Origin of the sequence: Methylibium sp., assembly GCF_035762065.1 — a bacterium.
In the GTDB taxonomy this organism is placed as follows: Bacteria; Pseudomonadota; Gammaproteobacteria; order Burkholderiales; family Burkholderiaceae_C; genus Methylibium.
Map to the genome: position 1 here is coordinate 169,017 of NZ_DASTPW010000048.1, position 22,879 is coordinate 191,895.

24 protein-coding genes are annotated in these 22,879 nt (G+C 68.5%); 13 read left to right on the forward strand and 11 right to left on the reverse strand.

What is annotated here, in order from left to right:
- Window positions 1-79: 79 nt before the first annotated feature.
- The 4 genes from VFR90_RS14405 to VFR90_RS14420 all read left to right on the forward strand — a co-directional run bounded on the left by VFR90_RS14405 (window position 80) and on the right by VFR90_RS14420 (window position 4,270).
- Window positions 80-952: a quinoprotein dehydrogenase-associated SoxYZ-like carrier gene (locus VFR90_RS14405; protein WP_326406830.1), complete on the forward strand. Its 873-nt coding sequence runs from the start codon at window positions 80-82 to the stop codon at window positions 950-952.
- A gap of 8 nt (window positions 953-960) precedes the next feature.
- A complete protein-coding gene (soxC, locus tag VFR90_RS14410; RefSeq protein WP_326406831.1) occupies window positions 961-2,211 on the forward strand; it encodes a sulfite dehydrogenase in 1,251 nt (416 codons plus the stop codon).
- A complete protein-coding gene (locus tag VFR90_RS14415; protein ID WP_326406832.1) occupies window positions 2,204-2,761 on the forward strand; it encodes a c-type cytochrome in 558 nt (185 codons plus the stop codon). The genes soxC and VFR90_RS14415 overlap by 8 nt, the downstream gene beginning before the upstream one ends.
- A gap of 165 nt (window positions 2,762-2,926) precedes the next feature.
- Window positions 2,927-4,270, forward strand: a complete 1,344-nt coding sequence (locus tag VFR90_RS14420) for a DEAD/DEAH box helicase (protein ID WP_326406833.1) — start codon at window positions 2,927-2,929, stop codon at window positions 4,268-4,270.
- A gap of 102 nt (window positions 4,271-4,372) precedes the next feature.
- Here the strand turns inward: VFR90_RS14420 and VFR90_RS14425 are convergent, their stop codons facing one another.
- Complete coding sequence (locus tag VFR90_RS14425; protein ID WP_326406834.1) at window positions 4,373-5,233, reverse strand: 2OG-Fe(II) oxygenase; 861 nt, start codon at window positions 5,231-5,233, stop codon at window positions 4,373-4,375.
- A 100-nt stretch (window positions 5,234-5,333) separates the two neighbouring features.
- Here VFR90_RS14425 and VFR90_RS14430 point away from each other — a divergent pair, with 100 nt between their 5' ends.
- Complete coding sequence (locus VFR90_RS14430; protein ID WP_326406835.1) at window positions 5,334-6,101, forward strand: IclR family transcriptional regulator; 768 nt, start codon at window positions 5,334-5,336, stop codon at window positions 6,099-6,101.
- A gap of 13 nt (window positions 6,102-6,114) precedes the next feature.
- Here the strand turns inward: VFR90_RS14430 and pbpG are convergent, their stop codons facing one another.
- From pbpG to VFR90_RS14465, 7 genes are all read right to left on the reverse strand, one after another.
- Window positions 6,115-7,179, reverse strand: coding sequence for a D-alanyl-D-alanine endopeptidase (gene pbpG / locus VFR90_RS14435; protein WP_326406836.1), 1,065 nt, complete (start codon window positions 7,177-7,179; stop codon window positions 6,115-6,117).
- A 127-nt stretch (window positions 7,180-7,306) separates the two neighbouring features.
- On the reverse strand, window positions 7,307-8,848 hold the full coding sequence (locus VFR90_RS14440; protein ID WP_326406837.1) for a 2-isopropylmalate synthase: 1,542 nt from the start codon (window positions 8,846-8,848) through the stop codon (window positions 7,307-7,309).
- 203 nt (window positions 8,849-9,051) lie between these two features.
- The gene (pssA, locus tag VFR90_RS14445) at window positions 9,052-9,891 is read right to left on the reverse strand and encodes a CDP-diacylglycerol--serine O-phosphatidyltransferase (protein ID WP_326406838.1); all 840 of its coding nucleotides are present in this window, start codon (window positions 9,889-9,891) and stop codon (window positions 9,052-9,054) included.
- A 26-nt stretch (window positions 9,892-9,917) separates the two neighbouring features.
- The gene (locus VFR90_RS14450; protein ID WP_326406839.1) at window positions 9,918-10,556 is read right to left on the reverse strand and encodes a phosphatidylserine decarboxylase; all 639 of its coding nucleotides are present in this window, start codon (window positions 10,554-10,556) and stop codon (window positions 9,918-9,920) included.
- 103 nt (window positions 10,557-10,659) lie between these two features.
- Entirely contained in the window at window positions 10,660-11,676 is a 1,017-nt protein-coding gene (gene ilvC, locus VFR90_RS14455; RefSeq protein WP_326406840.1) for a ketol-acid reductoisomerase, read from the reverse strand.
- 41 nt (window positions 11,677-11,717) lie between these two features.
- Window positions 11,718-12,209 (reverse strand): acetolactate synthase small subunit, encoded by a 492-nt coding sequence (ilvN, locus tag VFR90_RS14460; protein ID WP_326406841.1) that lies wholly within the window; start codon window positions 12,207-12,209, stop codon window positions 11,718-11,720.
- Window positions 12,210-12,376: 167 nt separating this feature from the next.
- Window positions 12,377-14,152, reverse strand: a complete 1,776-nt coding sequence (locus tag VFR90_RS14465) for an acetolactate synthase 3 catalytic subunit (RefSeq protein WP_326406842.1) — start codon at window positions 14,150-14,152, stop codon at window positions 12,377-12,379.
- A 249-nt stretch (window positions 14,153-14,401) separates the two neighbouring features.
- On the opposite strand from VFR90_RS14465, the gene VFR90_RS14470 reads away from it, so the two are divergent.
- The 6 genes from VFR90_RS14470 to VFR90_RS14495 are packed head-to-tail and all read left to right on the forward strand — an operon-like array spanning window position 14,402 to window position 17,696.
- Entirely contained in the window at window positions 14,402-14,971 is a 570-nt protein-coding gene (locus VFR90_RS14470) for an RNA polymerase sigma factor (protein WP_326406843.1), read from the forward strand.
- Window positions 14,968-15,408, forward strand: coding sequence for a DUF3619 family protein (locus VFR90_RS14475; protein ID WP_326406844.1), 441 nt, complete (start codon window positions 14,968-14,970; stop codon window positions 15,406-15,408). The genes VFR90_RS14470 and VFR90_RS14475 overlap by 4 nt, the downstream gene beginning before the upstream one ends.
- 14 nt (window positions 15,409-15,422) lie before the next feature.
- The gene (locus tag VFR90_RS14480; RefSeq protein WP_326406845.1) at window positions 15,423-16,169 is read left to right on the forward strand and encodes a DUF3106 domain-containing protein; all 747 of its coding nucleotides are present in this window, start codon (window positions 15,423-15,425) and stop codon (window positions 16,167-16,169) included.
- Window position 16,170: 1 nt separating this feature from the next.
- Window positions 16,171-16,713 carry an RDD family protein gene (locus tag VFR90_RS14485; protein WP_326406846.1) on the forward strand — a complete coding sequence of 181 codons (543 nt, stop codon included), beginning with the start codon at window positions 16,171-16,173 and terminating at the stop codon, window positions 16,711-16,713.
- Window positions 16,714-16,764: 51 nt separating this feature from the next.
- Complete coding sequence (locus VFR90_RS14490; RefSeq protein ID WP_326406847.1) at window positions 16,765-17,145, forward strand: diacylglycerol kinase; 381 nt, start codon at window positions 16,765-16,767, stop codon at window positions 17,143-17,145.
- On the forward strand, window positions 17,142-17,696 hold the full coding sequence (locus tag VFR90_RS14495; protein WP_326406848.1) for an LOG family protein: 555 nt from the start codon (window positions 17,142-17,144) through the stop codon (window positions 17,694-17,696). The genes VFR90_RS14490 and VFR90_RS14495 overlap by 4 nt, the downstream gene beginning before the upstream one ends.
- Window positions 17,697-17,706: 10 nt before the next feature.
- Here VFR90_RS14495 and VFR90_RS14500 read toward each other — a convergent pair whose 3' ends face one another.
- Window positions 17,707-18,045 carry a P-II family nitrogen regulator gene (locus tag VFR90_RS14500; protein ID WP_326406849.1) on the reverse strand — a complete coding sequence of 113 codons (339 nt, stop codon included), beginning with the start codon at window positions 18,043-18,045 and terminating at the stop codon, window positions 17,707-17,709.
- Window positions 18,046-18,099: 54 nt separating this feature from the next.
- Complete coding sequence (locus tag VFR90_RS14505; protein ID WP_326406850.1) at window positions 18,100-19,794, reverse strand: NAD+ synthase; 1,695 nt, start codon at window positions 19,792-19,794, stop codon at window positions 18,100-18,102.
- Window positions 19,795-19,873: 79 nt separating this feature from the next.
- Between VFR90_RS14505 and VFR90_RS14510 the strand changes: the two genes are divergently transcribed.
- Window positions 19,874-21,031, forward strand: coding sequence for a GNAT family N-acetyltransferase (locus VFR90_RS14510; protein ID WP_326406851.1), 1,158 nt, complete (start codon window positions 19,874-19,876; stop codon window positions 21,029-21,031).
- Between the two features lie 38 nt (window positions 21,032-21,069).
- Here VFR90_RS14510 and rocD read toward each other — a convergent pair whose 3' ends face one another.
- Window positions 21,070-22,296: an ornithine--oxo-acid transaminase gene (gene rocD, locus VFR90_RS14515; RefSeq protein WP_326406852.1), complete on the reverse strand. Its 1,227-nt coding sequence runs from the start codon at window positions 22,294-22,296 to the stop codon at window positions 21,070-21,072.
- Window positions 22,297-22,408: 112 nt separating this feature from the next.
- On the opposite strand from rocD, the gene VFR90_RS14520 reads away from it, so the two are divergent.
- Window positions 22,409-22,879, forward strand: a complete 471-nt coding sequence (locus VFR90_RS14520; RefSeq protein ID WP_326406853.1) for an Lrp/AsnC family transcriptional regulator — start codon at window positions 22,409-22,411, stop codon at window positions 22,877-22,879.

A 22,879-nucleotide genomic window follows, 5' to 3' on the forward strand; every position in this document is an offset into this window, starting at 1 on the left:
GAACCCCGGCGCAGACAAGCCCGAGCGATCGGCGCATGATCCCGCGGTCGGCAGCCCGACGCCGGCGCAGGAGAAGACGATGGCCGACCAGCAGCACCGCGCGCCTTTCAACGACCTCCCACAGGCGCCCGACCCGGGCGCCCGGCTGGCCCGCATCGGCCTGCCCGCGGCGCTCGGCCTGTGGCCGCTGCTAGGCCGAGCCGCCGACGACACCGCCGACAACGAGCGCTGGCAGGCCGTCCGCAAGGGCGTCTTTGAGGGCCGGCCGATTTCGGAGAACGCCAAGGGCATCGTCGAGCTCGAGACGCCGGTGCGCGCCGCCGACGGCGCGGTGGTGCCGATCGCGATCCACACCCCGATGGTGCAGACGCCCGAGCGCTGGATCCGCAAGCTGTGGCTGGTGATCGACCGCAACCCGTCGCCGGTGGGCGTGCGCTTCGATCTGACGCCGACCAGCGGCCGCGCCGAGATCGAGACGCGCGTGCGCATTGAGGAGTACACCCACGTGCGCGCGGTGGCCGAGCTGAACGACGGCAAGCTCGTGATGGACAAGCGCTACGTGAAGGCTTCGGGCGGCTGCTCGGCGCCTGCGGGCAAGGACATGGCCGAGGCGCTCGCCACGCTCGGCCGGATGAAGCTGAAGCTGGAGGGCGAGCCGGTCGCAGGCAAGCCGCTGCTGGCGCAGTTGATGGTCAGCCACCCCAACATTTCCGGCCTCGCCATCGACCAGCTGACGCGGCTCGCGCCGGCGCCGCACTATGTGAAGAGCGTGGCAGTCAGCTACGCCGGCAAGCCGGTGCTGAGCGCCGACGTCGACTTCACGATCAGCGAGAACCCGTCGCTGCGCTTCTGGTTCGTGCCGGGCAAGGCCGAGGGCGAGCTGCGCGCCGAGGTCATCGACAACCAGGAGCGCAGGTTCCAGAGCGCGATCCCGGTGCGCTCGGCCGCTTGATCGGCGATTTGAGCGACGACGCGCTGACGCCGGCCGCTGGCGGCGGTCTGCTGCACCGACGAGCGCTGCTGCACCGCGGTCTGGTGCTTGCCACCGCGCTGCCGGCGGCGGCGAGCGCCGACGAGATCCGCCCCGAGTGGATGAAGACGCCGGGGCGGCCGTTCACCATCTACGGTCAGCCGTCGAAGCACGAACAGCAGGTGATCCGCCGCATCAGCGGCAACCGCATGCTGCCGGGCAACGGCGTCGCGATGACGCCGCTGGAGGATCTCGAAGGCTTCATCACGCCGAGCGGGCTGCACTTCGAGCGGCATCACAACGGCGTGCCGGAGATCGACCCCGCGCGCCACGGGCTGCTGATCCACGGCAAGGTGAAGCAGCCGATGCAGTGGAGCGTCGACCGGCTGCTGCGCTACCCGATGGCTTCCCGCCTCGTCTTCATCGAATGCGGCGGCAACAGCAACGCGGGCTGGCACCCCGAGCCGATCCAGCGCGGGCCGGGCAGCTTCCATGGCCTGATCTCGTGCAGCGAATGGACCGGCGTGCCGCTGTCGCTGCTGCTCGACGAGGCCGGCGCGGACGCCGGCGCGAGCTGGGCGATCGCCGAAGGCGCCGATGCCTTCGCGATGAACGTCAGCGTGCCGCTCGCCAAGCTGCGCGACGACGCCATCGTCGCGCTGTTCCAGAACGGCGAGCGGCTGCGGCCCGAGAACGGCTACCCGCTGCGCCTGGTGCTGCCCGGCTGGGAAGGCGTGCTCAACGTCAAATGGCTGCGCCGGCTGCACCTCACGAGCGAGCCGGTGATGGCGCGCAACGAGACCGCGAAGTACACCGAGCTGCAAGCCGACGGCCGCGCGCGCCAGTTCAGCTTCGTGATGGAGGTCAAGTCGCTGATCACCTCGCCGTCGCACGGGCAGCGCTTGAAGGAGCGCGGCTTTCACGAGATCCGCGGCTACGCCTGGAGCGGGCGCGGCAAGGTCAGGCGGGTCGAGGTCTCGGCCGACGGCGGCAGGAGTTGGGCCGAAGCGGCCTTGCAGGAGCCGGTGCTCGCGAAATGCATGACGCGCTTCCGGGCTGCCTGGCGCTGGGACGGCTCGCCCGCGGTGCTCAAGAGCCGCGCGATCGACGCGACCGGTGCCGTCCAGCCCGAGCGCGCCGCGCTCGTCGCGCAACGCGGGCTCAACGGCTACTTCCACTACAACGGCATCGTCGCCTGGGCCGTCGATGACGAGGGCGCGGTGACGCACGTCTATGCGTGAGGCGGCGCTGATCGCGGCGATGCTGGCCGGCTGTGCGAATGCGCCGCCCGTGCCGGCGCCAAGGCTCGGCACGCCGGTCGCCGAAGCCGCGGCCGCACGCTTCGACCTCGACGTCTTCCCCGACGGCCGCGGCCTGCCGAGCGGCCGCGGCAACGCGACGCAAGGCGCCGCGCTGTTCGCGAGCCAGTGCGCCGCCTGCCACGGTGCGCGCGGTCGCGGCGCGAGCGCGGAAGAACTGGTCGGCGGCAGCGAACCGCTGACGAGCGCCTACCCCGACAAGACCATCGGCCTGTACTGGCCGCATGCGACGACGCTGTTCGACTTCATCCGCCGCAGCAAGCCGATGGCCGCGCCCGGCTCGCTGAACGCCGACGCGGTCTATGCGCTGGTCGCCTGGCTGCTCGCCAGCGACGGTGTGATCGCCGCCGATGCCGAGCTCGATGCCGCGTCGCTCGCCGCCGTGCGCATGCCGAACCGCGCCGGCTTCATCGGCATCGACGCCCAGCCAAGTCCGAAGAAGGACGACCCAGCAGGGCCTTCTCGACGCTGAGCCGTCGAGGCGCGTCGATACAATGCAGCCCAGCGGCGCGACGTTCCAGTCCACGCGCTGCGGTCGCTTCCGACCTCCCTTCCTGCCTTCGAGTCCGTGACTGGCGCGCGAGCTTCCAGCCTCGCCGCGGCGGACCGAGACAGCGCCTTCGAGGCGCCAGAAAAAATGTCATTCAAGGAACTGGGGCTCGCCGAGCCCCTGCTGCTCGCCATTGCCGAGACCGGCTACACCACGCCGACGCCCATCCAGACCCAGGCCATCCCGGCCGTGCTGCAAGGCGGTGACCTGCTCGCCGGCGCCCAGACCGGCACCGGCAAGACCGCCGGCTTCGTGCTGCCGATGCTGCAGCGGCTGATGGCCAAGCCGGCGCTCAAGGACGCGCGCGGCAAGTCGCCGGTTCGCGCGCTGATCCTCACGCCGACGCGCGAGCTGGCGGCCCAGGTCGAGGAAAGCGTGCGCATCTACGGCAAGCACGCGAAATTCAGCTCGATGGTGATGTTCGGCGGCGTCGGCATGCAGCCGCAGGTCGACCGCCTCAAGCGCGGCGTCGACATCCTGGTCGCCACGCCGGGCCGCCTGCTCGACCACCACCAGCAGGGCACGCTCGACCTGAGCCGCGTCGAGATCTTCGTGCTCGACGAGGCCGATCGCATGCTCGACATGGGCTTCATCCACGACATCAAGAAGGTGCTGGCGATCGTGCCGAAGGCCAAGCAGAGCCTGCTGTTCTCGGCCACCTTCAGCGACGAGATCAAGGCGCTCGCCGACCGGCTGCTGAACAAGCCGCAGGTGATCGAGGTCGCGCGGCGCAACAGCACGGTCGAGGCGATCACGCAGAAGATTCACCCGGTCGATCGCGAGAAGAAGAAGGAGCTGCTCGTGCACCTCATCAAGCACGGCGACTGGCACCAGGTGCTGGTGTTCTGCCGGATGAAGCACGGCGCCAACCGGCTCACCGAGTACCTGAACGAGCAAGGCATCACCGCGATGGCGATCCACGGCAACAAGAGCCAGACCGCGCGGACGAAGGCGCTCGCCGACTTCAAGAGTGGCGACCTGCAGGTGCTGGTGGCGACCGATATCGCCGCACGGGGCATCGACATCGACCAGCTCCCGCACGTCGTCAACTTCGAGCTGCCCAACGTGCCCGAGGACTACGTGCACCGCATCGGCCGCACCGGCCGCGCGGGCGCGCAGGGCGAGGCGATCTCGCTGGTGTGCGTGGACGAAGCGGGCTTCCTGCGCGACATCGAGAAGCTGATCAAGCGCAGCGTGCCGGTGGCGGTGGTCAAGGGGTTCGAGCCGGACCCGAACGCGAAGGCACAGCCGATTCAGATCGGCCGGCAGACGCTCAACGGCAGCGGCCGGCGGCTTGCGCCGACCTCGAACGCGCAGCCGCGCGCCGGCGGCCAAGGCCAACGACGCGGCGGTGGCGGTGGCGGTGGCGGTGGCGGTGGCCGTCGCAGCGCTGGCGGCGGACGTTCGTCGGGGCGTGGTTCGTCGCGCTGAGTCGAGCGCAGGGCATCGAACGACACGGCGGGTCAGGTTCAGCGGCCGGGCTGCCGCCCCGGCGACTTCAGCGGCTGCTCGGCCCGGGCGGTGTCGTCGGCTTCAGTCGAAGCGTCCCGAGCGCAGCCACTTCGTCGCGACCCACTTCTCGCCGGCCACCACCGGCGCGCCTCCGTGCAGGCTGCGGGTGGCCGGGTCGGGGCGGTCGTAGCTGAAGAAGACCGCGTTGCCCTTGACCGCCGCGATTTCGAGATCGACGTCCGGGAAGGTCGTGCCGCCGCCGGCCTCGGGCGTGTTGAGGTAAGTGACGATCGTGGCCACGCGCTGGCCGCCACGCCTCAAGATCACCGGCGTGCCGGGCTTGGCCGGGTCGAAGTAGTCGTAATGCGGCTTGTATTCGGCGCCGGGCCGGTAATGCAGGATCTGCAGGCCCTCGCCGTTCTCGAGAGGCCAGCCGCACAGCGCCGCGAGCCGGGTCTCGAAGCGCGTCACCAGTTCGTTCTCGCCGCGGGTGAAGAACATGCCGTCGCTGGTGCGCGCTTCGTTCACCTCGCTGTCGCCGGTGGCGGTGTCGACGGTGTGCGAGCGCGCCAGGCGCTCGCGCGACAGCGCGACCAGCTCGTCGCACTCCTCGTCCGACAGCAGCCCCGAAAACACGATCACCCGCGGGGAACGCATCGCCATCACGATGCCGACCTCGCGGTCGTGCGCCCAAATGCGGCTCGGCGAGCCGGCCACCGGCGGCTCGGGCACCGCAAGCGCGGTGATCGCCTGGGTCTTCTGCGACTCGAGCATCTCGCCGAGCACGATCTCCAGCGCATCGAGCGCGGTGTCTTCCTGCCAGCCGCTGGTCTTCATGGATTCGAGCAGGACCTGCGGGCCATGGCCGGCGCGCGTCTGCTCGCCGATCCACTGGCGCAGTTCCGGAGTGATGGCCGCGGCGGCGGTCTGCTTCAGTGCCATGAGAGACGACGGTTCAGCAAGAGGCGAAAGCGTAGCAGCCCGTCCGCGACGCGGGCCGTGCGCCGCGCGATCCGCCGGAGCGCTGAGCAACAATCGGCCGATGAACCGCCCCGAGCTTCCGGCCACCGCGATCCAGGTGCTGCAGCGGATGATGTCGCTGCTCGACGTGCTGGCTTCGAGCCCGGATCCGGTGTCGTTGAAGAAGCTCAGCGAACAGACCGGGCTGCACCCGTCGACGGCGCACCGCATCCTCAACGACCTTGCGCTCGGGCGCTATGTCGATCGCCCCGAGACCGGCAGCTACCGGCTCGGCATGCGGCTGCTGGAGCTGGGCAACTTGGTGAAGGCCCGGCTCGACGTGCGCGAGGCGGCGCTCGGGCCAATGCGCGAGCTTCATCAGCTGACGCATCAGCCGGTGAATCTTTCGATGCGTCAGGGCGACGAGATCGTCTACATCGAGCGCAGCTACAGCGAGCGCTCGGGCATGCAGGTGGTGCGCGCGGTCGGCGGTCATGCGCCGCTGCACCTGACCTCGGTCGGCAAGCTCTTCCTCGCGCAAGACGATCCGCAACGGGTACGCGCCTACGCCGAGCGCACCGGGCTCGCGGGCCACACCCGCAACAGCATCACCGAGCTGGGTGCCTTGGAGCAGGAGCTCGAGCGCGTGCGCCAGGACGGCCACTCGCGCGACGACGAGGAACTCGAGCCCGGCGTGCGCTGCATCGCCGCGGGCATTTATGACGATCAGCCGAAGCTGGTCGCGGGGCTGTCGATCTCGGCGCCGGCCGATCGGCTGGAAGCCGGCTGGATGACGCCGCTGATCGAGACCGCGCGGCAGATCTCCGCATCACTCGGCTACCGCGGCTGAGCGCCGCGGCGATTCAGGACAGCGGCCGCGCGAGTGCCTGCGGCGGCGCGGCAATCGGCAGCACGCTCGGCGTACCACGTGCGGGTGCCGGCGCGGCCTCGATCCAATCGCGCACCCGGCGCGCGTCGCCGATGCGCGAGTACTTCCCCGCCGAATCGAGGAACACCATGATCAGCTTGCGGCCCGCCAGTTGCGCCTGCATCAGCAGGCAGCGGCCGGCCTCGGCGATGTAGCCGGTCTTCTGCAGCCCGATCGACCAGTCCGGGTTGCCGACCAGCCCGTTGGTGTTGCGGAAGTGAACGGTTCGATGCCGCACCTCGACCTCGTGCTCGGTCGAGGTGGAAAGCTCACGGATCAGCGGCTGCTCGTAGGCGGCGGCCGTCAGCGTGACCAGGTCCTTTGCGGTCGAACGGTTTCGGTTCGACAGACCCGTCGGCTCGACAAAGCGCGTGCGGTCCATGCCGAGCAGCGCGGCGCGCGCGTTCATCGCCCGCACGAAGGCCTCGAGGCCGCCTGGATAGTGACGGCCGAGCGCATGCGCGGCGCGGTTTTCCGAGGACATCAAGGCCAGGTGCAGCAATTCGCCGCGGGTCAGCTGCGTGCCGACCGCCAGGCGCGAGCGGCTGCCCTTCTCGGTGTCGACGTCGTCCTGCGAGATCGTCAGCACTTCGTCGAGCGGCTGGGTCGCCTCGACGACGACCAGCGAGGTCATCAGCTTGGTCAACGAGGCGATCGGCAGCACGACCTCGGCGTTCTTCTCGAGCAGCACCTCGTTCGTGTCCTGATCGACGACGAGAGCGACGCTGGAGCGCAGATCAAGCGGATCGTCGGTCGCCCGCAGACCCTGGATCTCGCCGAACGAGGGCTGCACGATCACGACCCGACGCTTGCCCGCGCTGCGCCGTGGCTTCGCGCGCGCCTTCGCCTTGGTCGCGCCGGCCGATTCGAGCTTGGCGGCACGGCGCGGCTCGTTCTTGCCTTGCGATGCGGCCCGGGCTTCGGACACCGAGAAGGTCACGGCCAGCAGCGCGATCGCCAGGCCCCACACCCAAGCTTGAACCCCTTGAACCTGCGCCATGTCGGACCCCACATCACTGAACCGGCGGAAGTCTAGGGCAAAGGAAAAAGAGGCTCAAGATCAAAAACTTAGGTGAAATTCCTCCAACTTACATGAGCGTTACAGCGAGCCGTGAAGCCGTTCTCGATCAGCCCTGCGCCGCGACTCGTTCGGTCTTGCTGTGCAGCTTGTTGAGCGCCGACAGGTAGGCCTTGGCGGAGGCGACGACGATGTCCGGGTCGGCACCTACGCCGTTGACCACCCGGCCTCCGTGCTGCAGCCGCACCGTGACCTCGCCCTGCGATTCGGTGCTTCCGGAAGTGATCGCGTTGACCGAATACAGCAGCATCTCGGCGCCGCTTGCGAGCTTGGACTCGATCGCCTTCAGGCTCGCATCGACCGGGCCGTTGCCGTCGCTCTGCGCGTGGTGCTCGACATCGCCGACCGCGAACGCGACCTTCGCATGCGGGCGCTCACCGGTGCCTGACTGCTGCTCGAGCGACAGCAGACGGTAGGTCTCCTGCTCGTGCGTGACGCTCTCGTCGCCGACGAGGGCGATGATGTCCTCGTCGAAGATGTCTGCCTTGCGATCGGCCAGATCCTTGAAGCGCGCGAAGGCGGCATTGACGTCCGCCTCGCTCTCGAGCTCGATGCCGAGTTCGCTCAGGCGCTGCTTGAAGGCGTTGCGGCCCGACAGCTTGCCCAGCACGATCTTGTTCGCGGCCCAGCCCACGTCCTCGGCGCGCATGATCTCGTAGGTGTCACGCGCCTTGAGCACGCCGTCCTGGTGGATGCCGGAGGCGTGCGCGAAGGCGTTGGCGCCGACGACCGCCTTGTTCGGCTGCACGATGAATCCGGTGGTCTGCGAAACGAGTCGCGAGGCCGGCACGATCTGCGTGGTGTCGATTCCGACCTCGAGCCCGAAGTGGTCGCGCCGCGTGCGCACCGCCATCACGACCTCTTCGAGCGAGCAGTTGCCCGCGCGCTCGCCCAGGCCGTTGATCGTGCACTCGACCTGGCGCGCGCCGCCGATCTTCACGCCGGCCAGCGAGTTGGCGACCGCCATGCCCAGGTCGTTGTGGCAGTGCACCGACCACACCGCCTTGTCCGCGTTCGGCACGCGCTCGCGCAGGTGGCGCAGGAAGTGGCCGTAGAGCTCGGGAATCGCGTAGCCGACAGTGTCCGGGATGTTGATCGTCGTCGCGCCTTCGTCGATCACCGCTTCGAGCACACGGCAGAGGAAGTCCGGGTCGGAGCGGTAGCCGTCCTCCGGCGAGAACTCGATGTCGTCGCGCAGGTTGCGCGCGAAACGGATCGCGAGCCGCGCCTGCTCGAGCACCTGCTCGCGCGTCATGCGCAGCTTCTTCTCCATGTGCAGCTCGCTGGTCGCGATGAAGGTGTGGATGCGCGCACGTGCCGCGCCCTTCAAGGCCTCGGCGGCGCGCCCGATGTCGCGATCGTTGGCGCGCGCCAACGAGCAGACGGTGGATTCCTTGATCACGTCGGCGATCGCCTTGACCGCCTCGAAATCCCCCGTGCTCGACGCCGCGAAGCCCGCCTCGATGACGTCGACCCGCAGCCGCTCGAGCTGCCGCGCGATGCGCAGCTTTTCGTCCTTGGTCATCGAAGCGCCGGGCGATTGCTCGCCGTCGCGCAAGGTGGTGTCGAAGATGATCAGCTTGTCGGACATGGGACTCTCCGAAGTTGGGAGGCGGAAAACGAAACGGCCCGCGGGCGGGATGCGCGCGGGCCGTGGGCAGGACGAGAACTCGAACGTGCAGGGCTCAACGCGCGCAGAGCACTCCTAGAAGTCGCAGCAGTTCGAGCCGGAAGTTCTTCATCGAGCGACCAATGTAGCACCGAGGCATGCCGAGCAAGCCTCGGTTTTCTCTATCAGCGGTGCAAACCTTCTTCGTCCGGCTCGTCGGTCGAGGTCGCGATCACACTCACCGGCTTGCCCTTGGTCTTCTTCCATGCATAGACCGCGTAGCCCGAAAAGCCGTAGCAGACAAACAAGCTGAACAGCACCAGCGGCGGGTGCAGGTTGATCACCGCGATGGAAAGCGCGATCGCGACGATCACGATGAAGGGCACCGTGCGCTTGAAACTCACGTCCTTGAAGCTGTAGAACGGCACGTTGGTGACCATCGTCAGTCCCGCGTAGAGCGTGAAAGCGAAGGCGACCCACGACAGCCAGACGATGCTGTTCGCGCCGCGGTAGCCGGCATCGTCCATCAGCCAGATGAACCCGACCACCAGCGCGGCCGCGGCGGGGCTCGGCAAGCCCTGAAAAAAGCGCTTGTCGACCACCGCCGTGTTGACGTTGAACCGCGCGAGCCGCAGGGCCGCCCCCGCGCAGTACACGAACGCCGCGACCCAACCGATCTTGCCCAAGCCGCGCAACGCCCATTCGTAAACGATCAGCGCCGGCGCCGCGCCGAAGCTCACCATGTCCGACAGGCTGTCCATCTGCTCGCCGAACGCGCTTTGCGTGTTGGTCATGCGAGCGACGCGGCCGTCGAGGCTGTCGAGCACCATCGCGCAGAAGACGCCGATCGCGGCCTGCTCGAAGCGATCGTTCATCGCCATCACGATCGCGTAGAAGCCGCCGAACAGCGCCGCAAGCGTGAACAGGTTGGGCAGGATGTAGATGCCCTTGCGGCGCGGGCGGCGCGGCGCGTCGTCGAGATCGTCCGGCGGCTCCGGCCGCTCGGCGCTGCTGCCGTCGTGCATCGCTGCGGGCGAAGGTTCCGCGGCGTTCACGGCAGCGTGGCGAGGATCGTGGATGTCGCGGCCACGGTGTCGCCAGGCGCGACGCGCGCCACCGCATCGGTCGGCAGATAGACATCAACGCGCGAGCCGAAGCGGATGAAGCCGTAGCGGTCGCCGCGGGTCAGCACATCGCCGGGCTTCGTGTAGCAGAGGATGCGTCGCGCGATCAGCCCGGCCACCTGCACGAGCGTCACCGTCTTGCCGTGTGCATCGATCACGACGGCATTGCGCTCGTTCGAGGTCGAGGCCTTGTCGAGATCGGCGTTGACGAAGGCACCGGGAAAGTACTGCACGCTCTTGACCGTGCCGTCGACGCTGGCGCGATTGCTGTGCACGTTGAAGACGTTCATGAACACGCTGATCAGGAGCGCGTCGCGCTCGGCATACGGATCACGCACCTTCTCGATCTTCACGATGCGGCCGTCGGCGGGCGACAGCACGGCGTTCGCCTCGCTCGGCACGGAACGCGGCGGATCGCGGAAGAACTGCACCACGAAAGCCAGCAGGAGCCAGCAGACGAACGCGATCACCGGCCCGAGAAAGAACGACGCGAACACCGCGACGAAGAACGCGACGGCGATGAAGGGCCAGCCTTCTTTCGCGAGGATCGGATGCGGGTAATTCATGCAATCGAGGATAACGCAGCGGCTTCGGCAAACTGTATGCCGCAGCAATGCAGAAAGGGCCGCGCGCCTCGCGGCTACGCGGCCCTCGCCTGTGCAATCGAGTTCAGTTGCGCGAGCGGTCCACCAGCTTGTTCGCCTTGATCCAAGGCATCATCGCGCGCAGCTTCTCGCCGACGACTTCGATGTCGTGCTCGGCGGTCAGTCGGCGGCGCGATTGCAGCGTGGGCGCGCCAGCGCGGTTCTCGACGATGAAGCTCTTCGCGTACTCGCCAGTCTGAATGTCGCGCAGTGCCTGCTTCATCGCGCGCTTGGTGTCGTCAGTGACGATCTTCGGCCCGGTCACGTACTCGCCGTACTCGGCGTTGTTGGAGATCGAGTAGTTCATGTTCGCGATGCCGCCCTCATAGATCAGGTCGACGATCAGCTTGAGCTCGTGCAGGCACTCGAAGTAGGCCATCTCGGGCGCGTAGCCGGCCTCGACCAGCGTCTCGAAGCCGGCCTTGATCAGCTCGACCGTGCCGCCGCACAACACCGCCTGCTCGCCGAACAGATCGGTCTCCGTCTCTTCGCGGAAGTTGGTCTCGATGATGCCGGCCTTGCCCCCGCCGTTGGCCGCGGCGTAGCTGAGCGCAAGGTCGCGAGCCTTGCCGGTCTTGTCGGCATGCACGGCAATCAAGTGCGGCACGCCGCCGCCTTGCGTGTAGGTGCTGCGCACCGTATGACCCGGGGCCTTCGGCGCAACCATCCACACGTCGAGATCGTCACGCGGCACGACCTGGCCGTAATGAACATTGAAGCCGTGGGCGAAGGCGAGCGAGGCGCCCTGCTTGATGTGCGGCTCGACGTCGTTCTTGTAGACGGCGGCGATCTGCTCGTCGGGCAACAGGATCATCACGACGTCGGCGCTCTTCACCGCCTCGGCGACTTCGGCGACCTTCAAGCCCGCCTTCTCGACCTTGCCCCAGCTCGCGCCGCCGCGGCGCAGGCCGACGGTGACCTTCACCCCGCTCTCGTTCAGGTTCTGCGCGTGCGCATGGCCCTGCGAGCCGTAGCCGATGATCGCGACGCTCTTGCCCTTGATGAGGCTCAGATCGGCGTCCTTGTCGTAGTAGACCTTCATGGTGCTCTCCTGTCGAAATTCGTTGGGTATTCAGACGCGCCTCAAACGCGCAACACGCGCTCGCCGCGGCCGATGCCGCTGGTGCCGGTGCGCACCGTCTCGAGGATCGCGGTGCGGTCGACCGCGTCGATGAAGGCATCGAGCTTGCTCTGGTCGCCGGTGAGTTCGATCGTGTAGGTCTTCTCCGTCACGTCGATGATGCGGCCGCGGAAGATGTCGGCCATGCGCTTCATCTCGTCGCGTTCCTTGCCGACGGCGCGCACCTTGATGAGCATCAGCTCGCGCTCGGTGTACTGCCCTTCGGTGAGATCGACGACCTTGACGACCTCGATCAGCCGGTTCAAGTGCTTGGTGATCTGCTCGATCACGTCGTCACTGCCGGTGGTCTTGATGGTCATGCGCGACAACGACGCGTCCTCGGTCGTCGCGACGGTCAAGCTCTCGATGTTGTAGCCGCGCGCCGAAAACAGCGCGACGACACGCGACAGTGCCCCCGGCTCGTTCTCGAGCAACAGCGCAATGATGTGCTTCATGTGTGATCGTCCTTCGCGCTCTTCAGGCCGGCGGCGGTAACCGACGGCCCTTGGCCACGCGCTTCGATGTGGAAAAAACGCCCTTCGGACCTGCTCTTCACCGAAGACGGCGCTCCTGACGAAAGGCCGGCAAGCCCTTCGCCCTCGCGCCGCCCCCGGCAAAAGGCTCAGAGGTCCTCGGAGCCCAGCAGCATCTCGGAGATGCCCTTCCCGGCCTGCACCATCGGCCAGACGTTTTCCGTCGGGTCAGTGCGCACGTCGAGGAAGACGGTGCGGTCCTTGAGCCGGATCGCCTCCTTCAGGGCAGGCTCGACCTCGGACGGCTTCTCGATCTTCAAGCCGACATGGCCGTAAGCCTCGGCCAGCTTGACGAAGTCGGGCAGCGCATCCATGTAGCTGTGCGAATAGCGGCCGCCGTAATCGAGTTCCTGCCATTGCCGCACCATGCCGAGGTAGCGGTTGTTGAGCGAGATCACCTTCACCGGCGTCTTGTATTGCAGGCAGGTCGAGAGCTCCTGGATGCACATCTGGATCGAACCCTCGCCGGTCACGCAGAACACGTCGGCGTCGGGCTTCGCGAGCTTGATGCCCATCGCGTACGGCAGGCCGACACCCATCGTGCCAAGACCGCCGGAATTGATCCAGCGCCGCGGCTCGTCGAAGCGGTAGTACTGGGCCGCCCACATCTGGTGCTGGCCGACGTCGGAGGTGATGTAGGCATCGCGCTCGCGCGTCAGCTCCCACAGCTTCTCGACCACGTACTGCGGTTTGATCACCTCGGCCGAATTCTTGTACTTGAGGCACTCGCGGCCGCGCCATTCGGCAATCTGTTTCCACCAGGCCGACAGCACTGCACCGTCCGGGCGTGCCTGCGCATCCTTGATCTGAGCGATCAGCTCCTGCAGCACGTCCTTCACGTCGCCGACGATCGGTATGTCAACCTTCACGCGCTTGGAGATGCTCGACGGGTCGATGTCGATGTGGACGATCTTGCGTTCGACGCTCGCGAAGTGCTTCGGATTGCCGATCACGCGGTCGTCGAAGCGCGCGCCGACGGCCAGCAGCACGTCGCAGTGCTGCATGGTCATGTTCGCTTCGTAGGTGCCGTGCATGCCGAGCATGCCGAGGAAGCGCGGGTCGGTCGCCGGGAAGGCGCCGAGGCCCATCAGCGTGTTGGTGCAGGGGTAGCCGAGCAGATCGACCAGTTGCCGGAGCTCGGCATGCGCCTCACCGAGGATCACGCCGCCGCCGGTGTAGATGTACGGGCGCTTCGCGGCCAGCAACAGCGAGACGGCCTTGCGGATCTGGCCGCTGTGGCCCTTCTTCGCGGGGTTGTACGAGCGCATTTCGACGTGCGCCGGGTAGTGGAAAGCCGCGGTCTTCAGCGACACGTCCTTCGGCACGTCGACCACCACCGGGCCGGGCCGGCCGGTGCGCGCGATGTGGAAGGCCTTCTTCATCGTCGTCGCGAGCTCGCGCACGTCCTTGACGAGGAAGTTGTGCTTGACGATCGGCCGGGTGATGCCGACGGTGTCGCATTCCTGGAAGGCGTCAAGGCCGATCGCCGGCGTCGGAACCTGTCCGGTGATGATCACCATCGGGATCGAGTCCATGTACGCGGTCGCGATGCCCGTCACCGCATTGGTCACGCCTGGTCCCGACGTGACCAGCGCGACGCCGACGTCGCCCGTGGCGCGCGCATAGCCGTCGGCGGCGTGGATCGCGGCCTGCTCATGGCGCACCAGCACGTGCTCGATCGAGTCCTGCTTGTAGAGCGCGTCGTAGATGTAGAGCACCGCGCCGCCTGGGTAGCCCCAGAGGTACTTCACGCCCTCGGCCTGCAAGCAGCGCACGAGGATTTCGGAGCCGTTCGGCTCGGCGGTTGGGGAGAGATGCGGCTGGGCCGTGGCGGCCCGCTTGATGTCCGCGGCAGACATGTCCATGGAAAACCTCTTGGTTGATCTCTAACGAAAAACCTTCGGTGCCCCTCTTCGTGCCCTTGTGAGGCCGATGTGGAGCCGGGGTACTGCCAAGACCGTCCGGGTCGAACGGCGCTGAAAGACCGGTATCGCTTGATCGGGGCGGGGATTATGTCACCGGGCGTTGCGCCGGCGTCGGCGCCGGCTGCTGCGCCAAGGTGCGATGACATAATCGCGCGCCTTTTCAAGCCGCCGGTCCTGCGGCCGAGCGCCTTGGCTTCCCCCGAAGAACTCCACGATTTCCTCAAGAGCGTCGAGAAGCGCGCATTCAAGCGCGCCGTCTATGCCGTGCGGGACGATGAAGCGGCGCTGGACATCGTCCAGGACTCGATGATCCGGCTCGCTGAGAAGTACGGCGATCGCCCGCCTGCGGAACTGCCGCTGGTGTTCCAGCGGATTCTTTCGAACGCGACGATGGACTGGTTCCGGCGCCAGAAAGTGCGCAATGCGGTCGTGCGGAATTTTTCCGACTTCGAGGCGGCCGCCGAAGACCCCGACTTCGACCTTCTGGAGACACTCGACGCCATGGCCGGCGCTCCCAGCGCCGACAGCGCGGCTGACACCGTCTCGCGGGCCCAAATCCTGCAAGTCATCGAGGCCGAGGTGGCGCGTCTTCCGGGTCGTCAACGGGAGGCGTTTTTGCTTCGTTACTGGGAAGAGTTCGATGTTGCCGAGACCGCCGAAGCCATGGGCTGCTCGGAGGGAAGCGTCAAGACGCACTGCTCGCGCGCGGTGCACGCCTTGGCGCAGGCCCTGAAAGCTCGCGGAGTTTGCTTGCCATGACCACCACCCCCTCGTCCGCCACCACCGTCTGGGACGCCACGACCGTCGAAAGCCGCTTCGCGCGCCGCATGACCGCGGTGCTGTCGCAGGGCTCGAACGACGTGCCGCACGACATCGCCGAGCGCTTGCGCGTCTCGCGCGAAGGGGCGCTCGAGAAGGCGCGCTGGGCCGCGAAGTCGAGGTTAAGGGTTGAAGTCGGCACCGCGGGCGGCACCCAGGCGGTGCTGCGCGGCGGCCCGGGTTGGGGCTGGCGTTTCGCGGCCCTGCTGCCGGCGATCGCGGTGGTCGCCGGCCTGTTCCTCGTGCAGCTGCAGCAGGCGGACGATCAGGCCCACGCAGTCGCCGACATCGACGCCGCCCTGTTGTCCGACGATCTCCCGCCGGCCGCCTACGCGGACGACGGCTTCGCCGAGTTTTTGAGCCGGCCCGAGCGCTGAGAGCGCCGTTCGAGATGCCCCTGCCCGTGGTCTTGTCGTCTCTGCCGGCGCGCTTGCGGGCCTCGGCCGGCCGCCGCTGGATGGCGGCGGCGGCGCTCTGCGCCCTGGTGTCGATCGCGCCGCCGGTGGTGGCGCAGTCGGGCCCCGCGTGGGGCAGCTTGACCGCGGCGCAGAAGTCGGCGCTGAAGCCGCTCGAGCAGGACTGGCCGCGCATCGATGCACCGCGCAAGCAGAAGTGGATCGAGGTCGCCTCGCGCTTTGACGGCATGTCGCCCGAAGAGCGGCGGCGCACCCAGGAGCGCATGACCGAGTGGGTGCGCCTGAGTCCGAAGGAACGCAACGAGGCGCGCGCCAATTTCCAGACGGCGCGGCAGCTCAGCGCCGAAGAGCGCCAGCAGCGCTGGGAGGCCTATCGATCGCTGAGCGACGAGCAGCGCAAGGAACTTGCCGCACAAGCCAAGGCGAAGCCGATGAGCCTGAAGTCCTCGTCGCGGCCCCAGGCGGTGGCGGGTGGCCCGAAGGTCAACACCGTGCCGAGCCCGCCCCCCGAAATTCGCCGGCCCAAAACGGTGACGCCCGGCCTCGCGCAGGCCAAGCCGGGCGCGACGACCACCCCGCTCGGCGTGCGCCCTTCGCCGCCGGTGCATCAGCCGCCCGGGCAACCGAAGGTTGCGGCGACGCCGGAATTCGTCGACCGGAACACCTTGCTGCCGCAGGCCGGTGCCCAGGGCGCAGCGGTCGAGTCGCGACCGAAGCGCTGAAGTGACGACCCCCGAGCGCCGCCCCGCAGAGGCGGCCGGCGCCCTAGCGATTCGCACGCCGCCGCTCAAGCGGCGAATGGCCTGCCTGATCTACGAAGGCGTGCTGCTGTTCGGCGTGGTGTTCCTCGCGGCGCTGATCTACGGCGTGTCCACGGGCCAGCGGCACGCGCTTGGTGGCCGGCAGGGGTTGGGCGTCTTCGCCTTCGTGCTCGTGCCGGCGGTGTACTTCATCGGCTACTGGCTCAAGACCGGCCAGACGTTGCCGATGCAGACCTGGCAGATCCGTCTCGACGCCGCCGGCGGCGGTCGCGTCGGTCTCGGCCGTGCGACCGCGCGCTTTATCGTGGCGTGGGCCTGGGTGCTGCCGCCGCTGCTGCTCGCCGCCTGGATCGGCGCGGCGGGCTGGCGGGCTTCGATGGTCGCCGGCGTGGTCTGGCTTGCCGTCTACGCCGCGTCGTCGCGGCTGCATCCCTCGGGCCAGTTCTGGCACGACCTCGCCTGCGGCACGCGCCTCGTCGACACGCGGGCCGAAACCGCGGCTTAGCGACGGCTCGCAGGCCGGCGGTGTCGCACCCGGCTCTTACCATCGGCCGCCATGACCAACCCTTACAAGGGCCGCACCGGCCTCGACCGCATGGTGCGCGCGGCCAGCTATTCGCTCGACGGGCTGCAGATCGCCTACCGCGGCGAAAGCGCCTTCCGCCAGGAGACCTGGGCCGCCGCGCTGTTGTTGCCGGCGGCTTTCTTCGTCGGCCGCAGCTGGGTCGAGGTGGCGCTGCTCGCCGGCTCGGTGCTGATGGTGCTGATCGTCGAGCTGCTCAACTCCGGCATCGAGGCGGCGATCGACCGGGTCAGCTACGAGCTGCACGACCTCTCCAAGCGCGCGAAAGATCTGGCCAGCGCCGCGGTGCTGCTGTCGCTTCTGACCTGCGGCGCGATCTGGAGCGCGGCGCTGTGGCAGCGGCTCGGCTTATGAAGCGACGGCCGTTCACCGTGTGCGTCTACTGCGGCTCGCGGCACGGCAAGCGCGAGGCGTTCGCCGAGGCGGCGCGCAGCATCGGACGGCTGATCGGCGAGCGCGGCTGGGCGATGGTCTATGGCGGCGGCCGGGTCGGCCTGATGGGCGAGGCGGCCGATGCCGCGCTGAGCGCCGGCGCCGAAGTCGTCGGCGTGCTGCCGCACGCGCTTGCTGCGCGGGAAGTGGGCCACCTGGGGCTTACCCGGCTGGAGCTGGTCGATTCGATGCACCTGCGCAAGCAGCGGATGGCCGAGCTGTCGGACGCCTTCGTCGCCCTACCCGGCGGCATCGGCACGATGGACGAGCTGTTCGAGATCTGGACCTGGCGCCAGCTCGGCCTGCATGCCAAGCCGATCGGGCTGCTCGACGTGGACGGCTACTACGAGCCGCTGCTCGCGATGCTGCGCAGCATGGTCGAGCGCGACTTCCTGGGCGAGGCCACCGCCTCGATGCTGATGCACGGCACCGACGCAGCCGCGCTGCTCGACCGCCTCGCCGCCGCGCGCTGAGAAAGGCTTCTCAGACGGCCGCTTCGCCGACTTCGCCGGTGCGGATGCGGATCACCTGCTCGACCGCGCTGACGAAGATCTTGCCGTCGCCGATCTTGCCGGTCTTGGCCGCCTTGACGATCGCCTCGATGCAGCGCTCGACATCGTCGTCCTTCACGACCACCTCGACCTTCACCTTCGGCAGGAAATCGACGACGTACTCGGCGCCGCGATAGAGCTCGGTGTGGCCTTTTTGCCGCCCGAAGCCCTTGACCTCGGTGACCGTGAGTCCCGAGACGCCCACCTCGGCCAGTGCCTCGCGCACTTCTTCCAACTTGAACGGCTTGATGACGGTGGTGATCTGTTTCATGCGGCGCTCCGTGCAACGGTGGGTGCCGGAGATTTAAGCACGCACGTCGCAGGCTCAGGCACGGAACTTCGACGTGATCGGGTAGCGCCAGTCCTTGCCGAAGGAGCGGTGCGTGATGCGGATGCCCACCGGCGCCTGCCTGCGCTTGTATTCGTTGAGCTTGATGAGCCGCACGACGCGCTCGACGTCCTCGCGCGGGTAGCCGGCCGCGCAGATGGTCTCGACGCCCTGGTCGTCCTCCATGTAGCGCTCGAGGATGGCATCGAGCACCTCGTAGGGCGGCAGGCTGTCCTGGTCGGTCTGGTCGGCGCGCAGCTCGGCCGAGGGAGGGCGCGTGATGATGCGTTCGGGGATGACCGGCCCCTGGCCCGACGAGACGCCCTGCGCGTTGCGCCAGCGCGCGAGCCGGAACACCAGCGTCTTGGCGACGTCCTTGATGACCGCGAAGCCGCCGGCCATGTCGCCGTAGAGCGTGCAGTAGCCGGTCGCCATCTCGCTCTTGTTGCCGGTGGTCAGCACGATGCGGCCGGTCTTGTTCGACAGCGCCATCAGCAGCGTGCCGCGGATCCGCGCCTGGATGTTCTCTTCGGTGGTGTCCTCGGCAAGGCCGGCGAACTGCCCGGCGAGCGCCGCCTTGAAGCTTTCGAAGGTGGGCGTGATGCCGATCTCGTCGTACTGCACGCCCAGGCGCGCGGCCATGTCGCGCGCGTCGAGCCAGGAGATGTCGGCCGTGTAGGGCGAAGGCATCATCACCGCGCGTACCTTGTCGGCGCCGAGCGCATCGACCGCGATCGCCAGCACCAGCGCCGAATCGATGCCGCCCGACAAGCCCAGGATCGCCCCGGGAAAGCCGTTCTTGCCGAGGTAGTCGCGCACGCCGCAGACCAGCGCGCCCCAGGCCTGCGCTTCCATCGACGGCAGCGGCGCGAGCGGGCCTTCGACGCGGCCGCCTCCCAGCAGCTTCAGGTGCAGCGTCTCTTCGGCGAAGCTGGACGCGCGCGCGCAGACCCGCCCCTGCGCGTCGACCGCGAACGACGCGCCGTCGAAGACGATCTCGTCCTGCCCGCCGACCATGTGCGCATAGACCAGCGGCAGCCCGGCCGTGCGCGCACGGTCGACCATGCGCAGCTCGCGCTCCTCGGCCTTGCCCAGATGGAAGGGCGAGGCATTGATCACCACCAGCGCCTCGGCGCCAGCGACGCGCGCGGCGGCCGCGGGCTCGTCGAACCAGGCGTCCTCGCAGACCAGCAAGCCGACGCGCACGCCGCCCGCGTCGATCACCACCGGCCCGAGCCCCGCCTCGCGGCCCGAGACGAAGTAGCGGCGCTCGTCGAACACCTGGTAGTTCGGCAGCTCGCGCTTCGCGTAGGTCGCCGTCACACGCCCACCTTGAAGCACAGAGGCAGCATTCACCGTGCGCGGCACCGCCACGGATCTGGTGCGAACATGCCCGCCGAGATGGAGCGCATGCGGATGCCCGACGACGAGCTGCAGATCGCCCAGATCGGCCAGTGCCTCGGCGCAGCTGCGCAAGGCCGCCTCGCAAGCCTCCAGAAAGGCGGGCCGCAGCAACAGGTCCTCCGGCGGATAACCGCACAGCGCCAACTCCGGCGCGAGCACCAGACGCGCGCCCTTCGCATGTGCATCGCGCGCGAGTTGCGCGATGCGCGCGGCATTGCCGGCAAGATCGCCGACCACGGCGTTGAACTGCAGCACCGCCATCGCGAGGGCTGCTCGGGAATCAGGCATGGGATCGGGGGCTGAAAGGGTGTCGGGGCATGGTAGCGCTCGGTCCTCGGCCGACGCGCGCGAAGCCTGGGCGGTCGAGGTGCACACCGAGCCCGGCACGATCGATGCCCGCGGCTGGGACGCGCTGCTGGCGGCAAGCGCCGCGCCGACGCCCTTCATGCGCCATGCCTACCTCGATGCGCTGCATGCGTCGCGCAGCGCCGTGCGGGAGACCGGCTGGGCGCCGTGCTTCCTGACCATCGAGCATGGCGGTGCGCTGCAGGCCGCCTGCGCGCTCTACCTCAAGTCGCACTCCTACGGCGAGTACGTGTTCGACTGGGCCTGGGCCAACGCCTACGAAAACGCCGGCCGCGACTACTACCCGAAGCTGCTCTGCGCGGTGCCCTTCACGCCGGTGCCCGGCTCGCGGCTGCTGGCGCGCGACGCTGCGGCGCGCGTCGTGCTGCTGCGCGCGATGCAGGCGCTGGCCGAAGAACGCGGCTTGTCTTCGGCTCATCTGCTCTTCCTCGACGAGGCCGACCAGCGCGCCGCCGAGGCGGCCGGCTGGATGCTGCGCAGCGCGGTCCAGTTCCACTGGCAACAGCGCCGCGTCGACGGCATCGACGCGCCGTATGCCGACTTCGCCGACTTCCTCGCAAGCCTGCAGCGCGACAAGCGCAAGAAGATCCAGCAGGAGCGCCGCTACGTCCGCGAAGCCGGCGTCGACTTCGAGACGCTGCGCGGCGCGCAGATCGACGACGCGGCCTGGGACTTCTTCCACCGCTGCTACACCGCGACCTACCGCGCCCACCACTCGACGCCCTACCTCACCCGCGACTTTTTCCACCGCATGGCCGCGACGATGGCCGGGCACTGGGTGATGTTCGTCGCGCGGCGCGGCGGCGAGCGTATCGCGGCCTCGCTGATCGCGATCGACGCCGAGCGCGGCCACGCCTGGGGCCGCTACTGGGGTCAGGCGCCGGGGCTCGAGCCGGTGAACTGCCTGCACTTCGAGGCTTGCTACTACCAGCCGCTGGCCTGGTGCATCGAGCAGCGCTTCCTGCGCTTCGAGGGCGGCGCGCAGGGCGAGCACAAGATGGCCCGCGGCCTGCTGCCGGTGCGCACCGCTTCCGCCCACTGGCTGGCCGAGCCGCGCTTTGCCGACGCCGTCGCGCGCTTCCTCGAAAGCGAAGGCAGCGGGATCGAGGCCTACGTCGGCGAGCTCTCCGAGCGCAACCCGTTCAAGCCGGCGCCCTGATTGCCTTGGCGCTCAGCCAGGCGTACGGCCGCAGGCGCTCAGGCCAGGGATCGAAGCGCGCGGTCCAGCGCAGCGACCGCCTCGTCGAGGTGTCGCGGCTCGATCGTCAACGGCGGCGCGAAGCGCACCACCGTGCCGTGCGTGTCCTTGCTCAGCACGCCCTCGCGCAGCAGCGCCTCGCAGACCTGCCGCGCGGACGCGAACGCCGGATCGATCTCGACGCCGATCAGCAGCCCCTTGCCGCGCACCTCGGTGATCGCCGGACGCGCAAGCGCGCGCAGCTTGCCAAGCAGGGCCTCGCCCATCGCCGCGGCGCGCTCGGGCAGCTTCTCTTCAACGAGAACCTGCAGCGCCGCCTCGCCCACCGCCGCGGCGAGCGGACTGCCGCCGAAGGTCGAGCCGTGGTCGCCCGGCTGGAACACCGCCATCACTTCGGCGCTGGCGAGAAAGGCACTCACCGGCAGCAGGCCGCCGCCGAGCGCCTTTCCGAGCGTCAGGCCATCTGGCCGCACGCCTTCGTGCTGGCAGGCGAGCACGCGGCCGGTGCGGCCCAGGCCGGTCTGCACCTCGTCGCAGATCAGCAGCACGCCACGCCGCGTGCAGATCTCGCGCACCGCCTTCAGGTAGCCCGCGGGCGGCACGACGATGCCGGCCTCGCCCTGCACGGGCTCGACGAGAAAGGCGCAGGTGTTCGGGGTGATCGCCGCTTCCAGCGCCTGCGGGTCGCCGTAGTCGACGCTGACGAAGCCCGGCGCGAAGGGCCCGAAGCCGCGCCGGTACTGCGGCTCGCTGGAGAAGCCGACGATCGTCGTCGTGCGCCCGGCGAAGTTACCCCTGGCGACGATCACCTCGGCCTGCCCGTCGGCGATGCCCTTGACCGTGTGGCCCCACTTGCGCGCCGCCTTCAACGCGGTCTCCACCGCTTCGGCGCCGGTGTTCATCGGCAGCGCCTGGTCCATGCCGGTCAGCCGGCACAGCCGCGCGAGAAACGGGCCGAGGCGGTCGGTGTGGAAGGCCCGCGACGTGACGGCGAGGCGCCGGGCCTGGTCGATCAGCGCTGCGACCAGCTTTGGATGGCCGTGGCCGAAGCTCACCGCCGAGTACGCCGACATCATGTCGAGCAGGCGCCGGCCGTCTTCGTCCCACAGGTGCACGCCCTCGCCGCGCACCAGCACCACCGGCAGCGGAAGGTAGTTCGCGGCGCCGTAGCGCTCCTCTTGCGCGATGGCGCTGGCTGCGAGCGGGAAGCCCGGTTCGATCGTCATCGAGGTCTCCTGGAAAGCCGCTCGACTCTAGCGACGAGCGTGCGCAAGGTGCTTTCCATTGCTTGTGCCTCCCACCAGAATCGCGCAAGTTTCTTGCAGCGGAGACCGACTCATGGCCCGATTGGATGCGCTAGACGGCCGTTTGGTGGCGGCACTGCAAAAACAAGGCCGCGCCTCGAACGTCGAGCTTTCGCAGCAGGTGCACCTCTCGGCGCCGCAGTGCTTCCGGCGCGTGAAGGCGCTCGAGGAGCGCGGCGTGATCCGCGGCTACGCGGCGCAGGTCGATCGCGAAGCGCTCGGGCTGGGCGTCATGGCCTACGTCAGCGTGGACATCGGCGCCGAGCAGTTCGGCCGCGTGCGCGAGTTTGAAAGGACGATCGCCGGCTTCGAGCAGATCCTCGAATGCCACGCGGTCTCAGGTGATTTCGATTACCTGCTGAAGGTCGTCGCGCGCGACCTCAAGTCGCTGAGCCAGTTCCTGACCGACCGGCTGATGCAGATCCCCGGCGTCGCGAACGTGCGCTCGATGATCTGCCTCGAGGAGATCAAGCCGCCGTCGCCGGTGCCGGTGGACGGCGGCTGA

Bases quoted from the DNA above. Each gene is read 5' to 3' on its own strand.
- VFR90_RS14405 (WP_326406830.1), top strand. From the start codon at position 80: ATGGCCGACCAGCAGCACCGCGCGCCTTTCAACGACCTCCCACAGGCG.
- VFR90_RS14415 (WP_326406832.1), top strand. From the start codon at position 2,204: ATGCGTGAGGCGGCGCTGATCGCGGCGATGCTGGCCGGCTGTGCGAAT.
- VFR90_RS14420 (WP_326406833.1), top strand. From the start codon at position 2,927: ATGTCATTCAAGGAACTGGGGCTCGCCGAGCCCCTGCTGCTCGCCATT.
- VFR90_RS14425 (WP_326406834.1), bottom strand. From the start codon at position 5,233: ATGGCACTGAAGCAGACCGCCGCCGCGGCCATCACTCCGGAACTGCGC.
- VFR90_RS14430 (WP_326406835.1), top strand. From the start codon at position 5,334: ATGAACCGCCCCGAGCTTCCGGCCACCGCGATCCAGGTGCTGCAGCGG.
- pbpG (WP_326406836.1), bottom strand. From the start codon at position 7,179: ATGGCGCAGGTTCAAGGGGTTCAAGCTTGGGTGTGGGGCCTGGCGATC.
- VFR90_RS14440 (WP_326406837.1), bottom strand. From the start codon at position 8,848: ATGTCCGACAAGCTGATCATCTTCGACACCACCTTGCGCGACGGCGAG.
- pssA (WP_326406838.1), bottom strand. From the start codon at position 9,891: ATGCACGACGGCAGCAGCGCCGAGCGGCCGGAGCCGCCGGACGATCTC.
- VFR90_RS14450 (WP_326406839.1), bottom strand. From the start codon at position 10,556: ATGAATTACCCGCATCCGATCCTCGCGAAAGAAGGCTGGCCCTTCATC.
- ilvC (WP_326406840.1), bottom strand. From the start codon at position 11,676: ATGAAGGTCTACTACGACAAGGACGCCGATCTGAGCCTCATCAAGGGC.
- ilvN (WP_326406841.1), bottom strand. From the start codon at position 12,209: ATGAAGCACATCATTGCGCTGTTGCTCGAGAACGAGCCGGGGGCACTG.
- VFR90_RS14465 (WP_326406842.1), bottom strand. From the start codon at position 14,152: ATGGACATGTCTGCCGCGGACATCAAGCGGGCCGCCACGGCCCAGCCG.
- VFR90_RS14475 (WP_326406844.1), top strand. From the start codon at position 14,968: ATGACCACCACCCCCTCGTCCGCCACCACCGTCTGGGACGCCACGACC.
- VFR90_RS14480 (WP_326406845.1), top strand. From the start codon at position 15,423: ATGCCCCTGCCCGTGGTCTTGTCGTCTCTGCCGGCGCGCTTGCGGGCC.
- VFR90_RS14490 (WP_326406847.1), top strand. From the start codon at position 16,765: ATGACCAACCCTTACAAGGGCCGCACCGGCCTCGACCGCATGGTGCGC.
- VFR90_RS14495 (WP_326406848.1), top strand. From the start codon at position 17,142: ATGAAGCGACGGCCGTTCACCGTGTGCGTCTACTGCGGCTCGCGGCAC.
- VFR90_RS14500 (WP_326406849.1), bottom strand. From the start codon at position 18,045: ATGAAACAGATCACCACCGTCATCAAGCCGTTCAAGTTGGAAGAAGTG.
- VFR90_RS14505 (WP_326406850.1), bottom strand. From the start codon at position 19,794: ATGCCTGATTCCCGAGCAGCCCTCGCGATGGCGGTGCTGCAGTTCAAC.
- rocD (WP_326406852.1), bottom strand. From the start codon at position 22,296: ATGACGATCGAACCGGGCTTCCCGCTCGCAGCCAGCGCCATCGCGCAA.
- VFR90_RS14520 (WP_326406853.1), top strand. From the start codon at position 22,409: ATGGCCCGATTGGATGCGCTAGACGGCCGTTTGGTGGCGGCACTGCAA.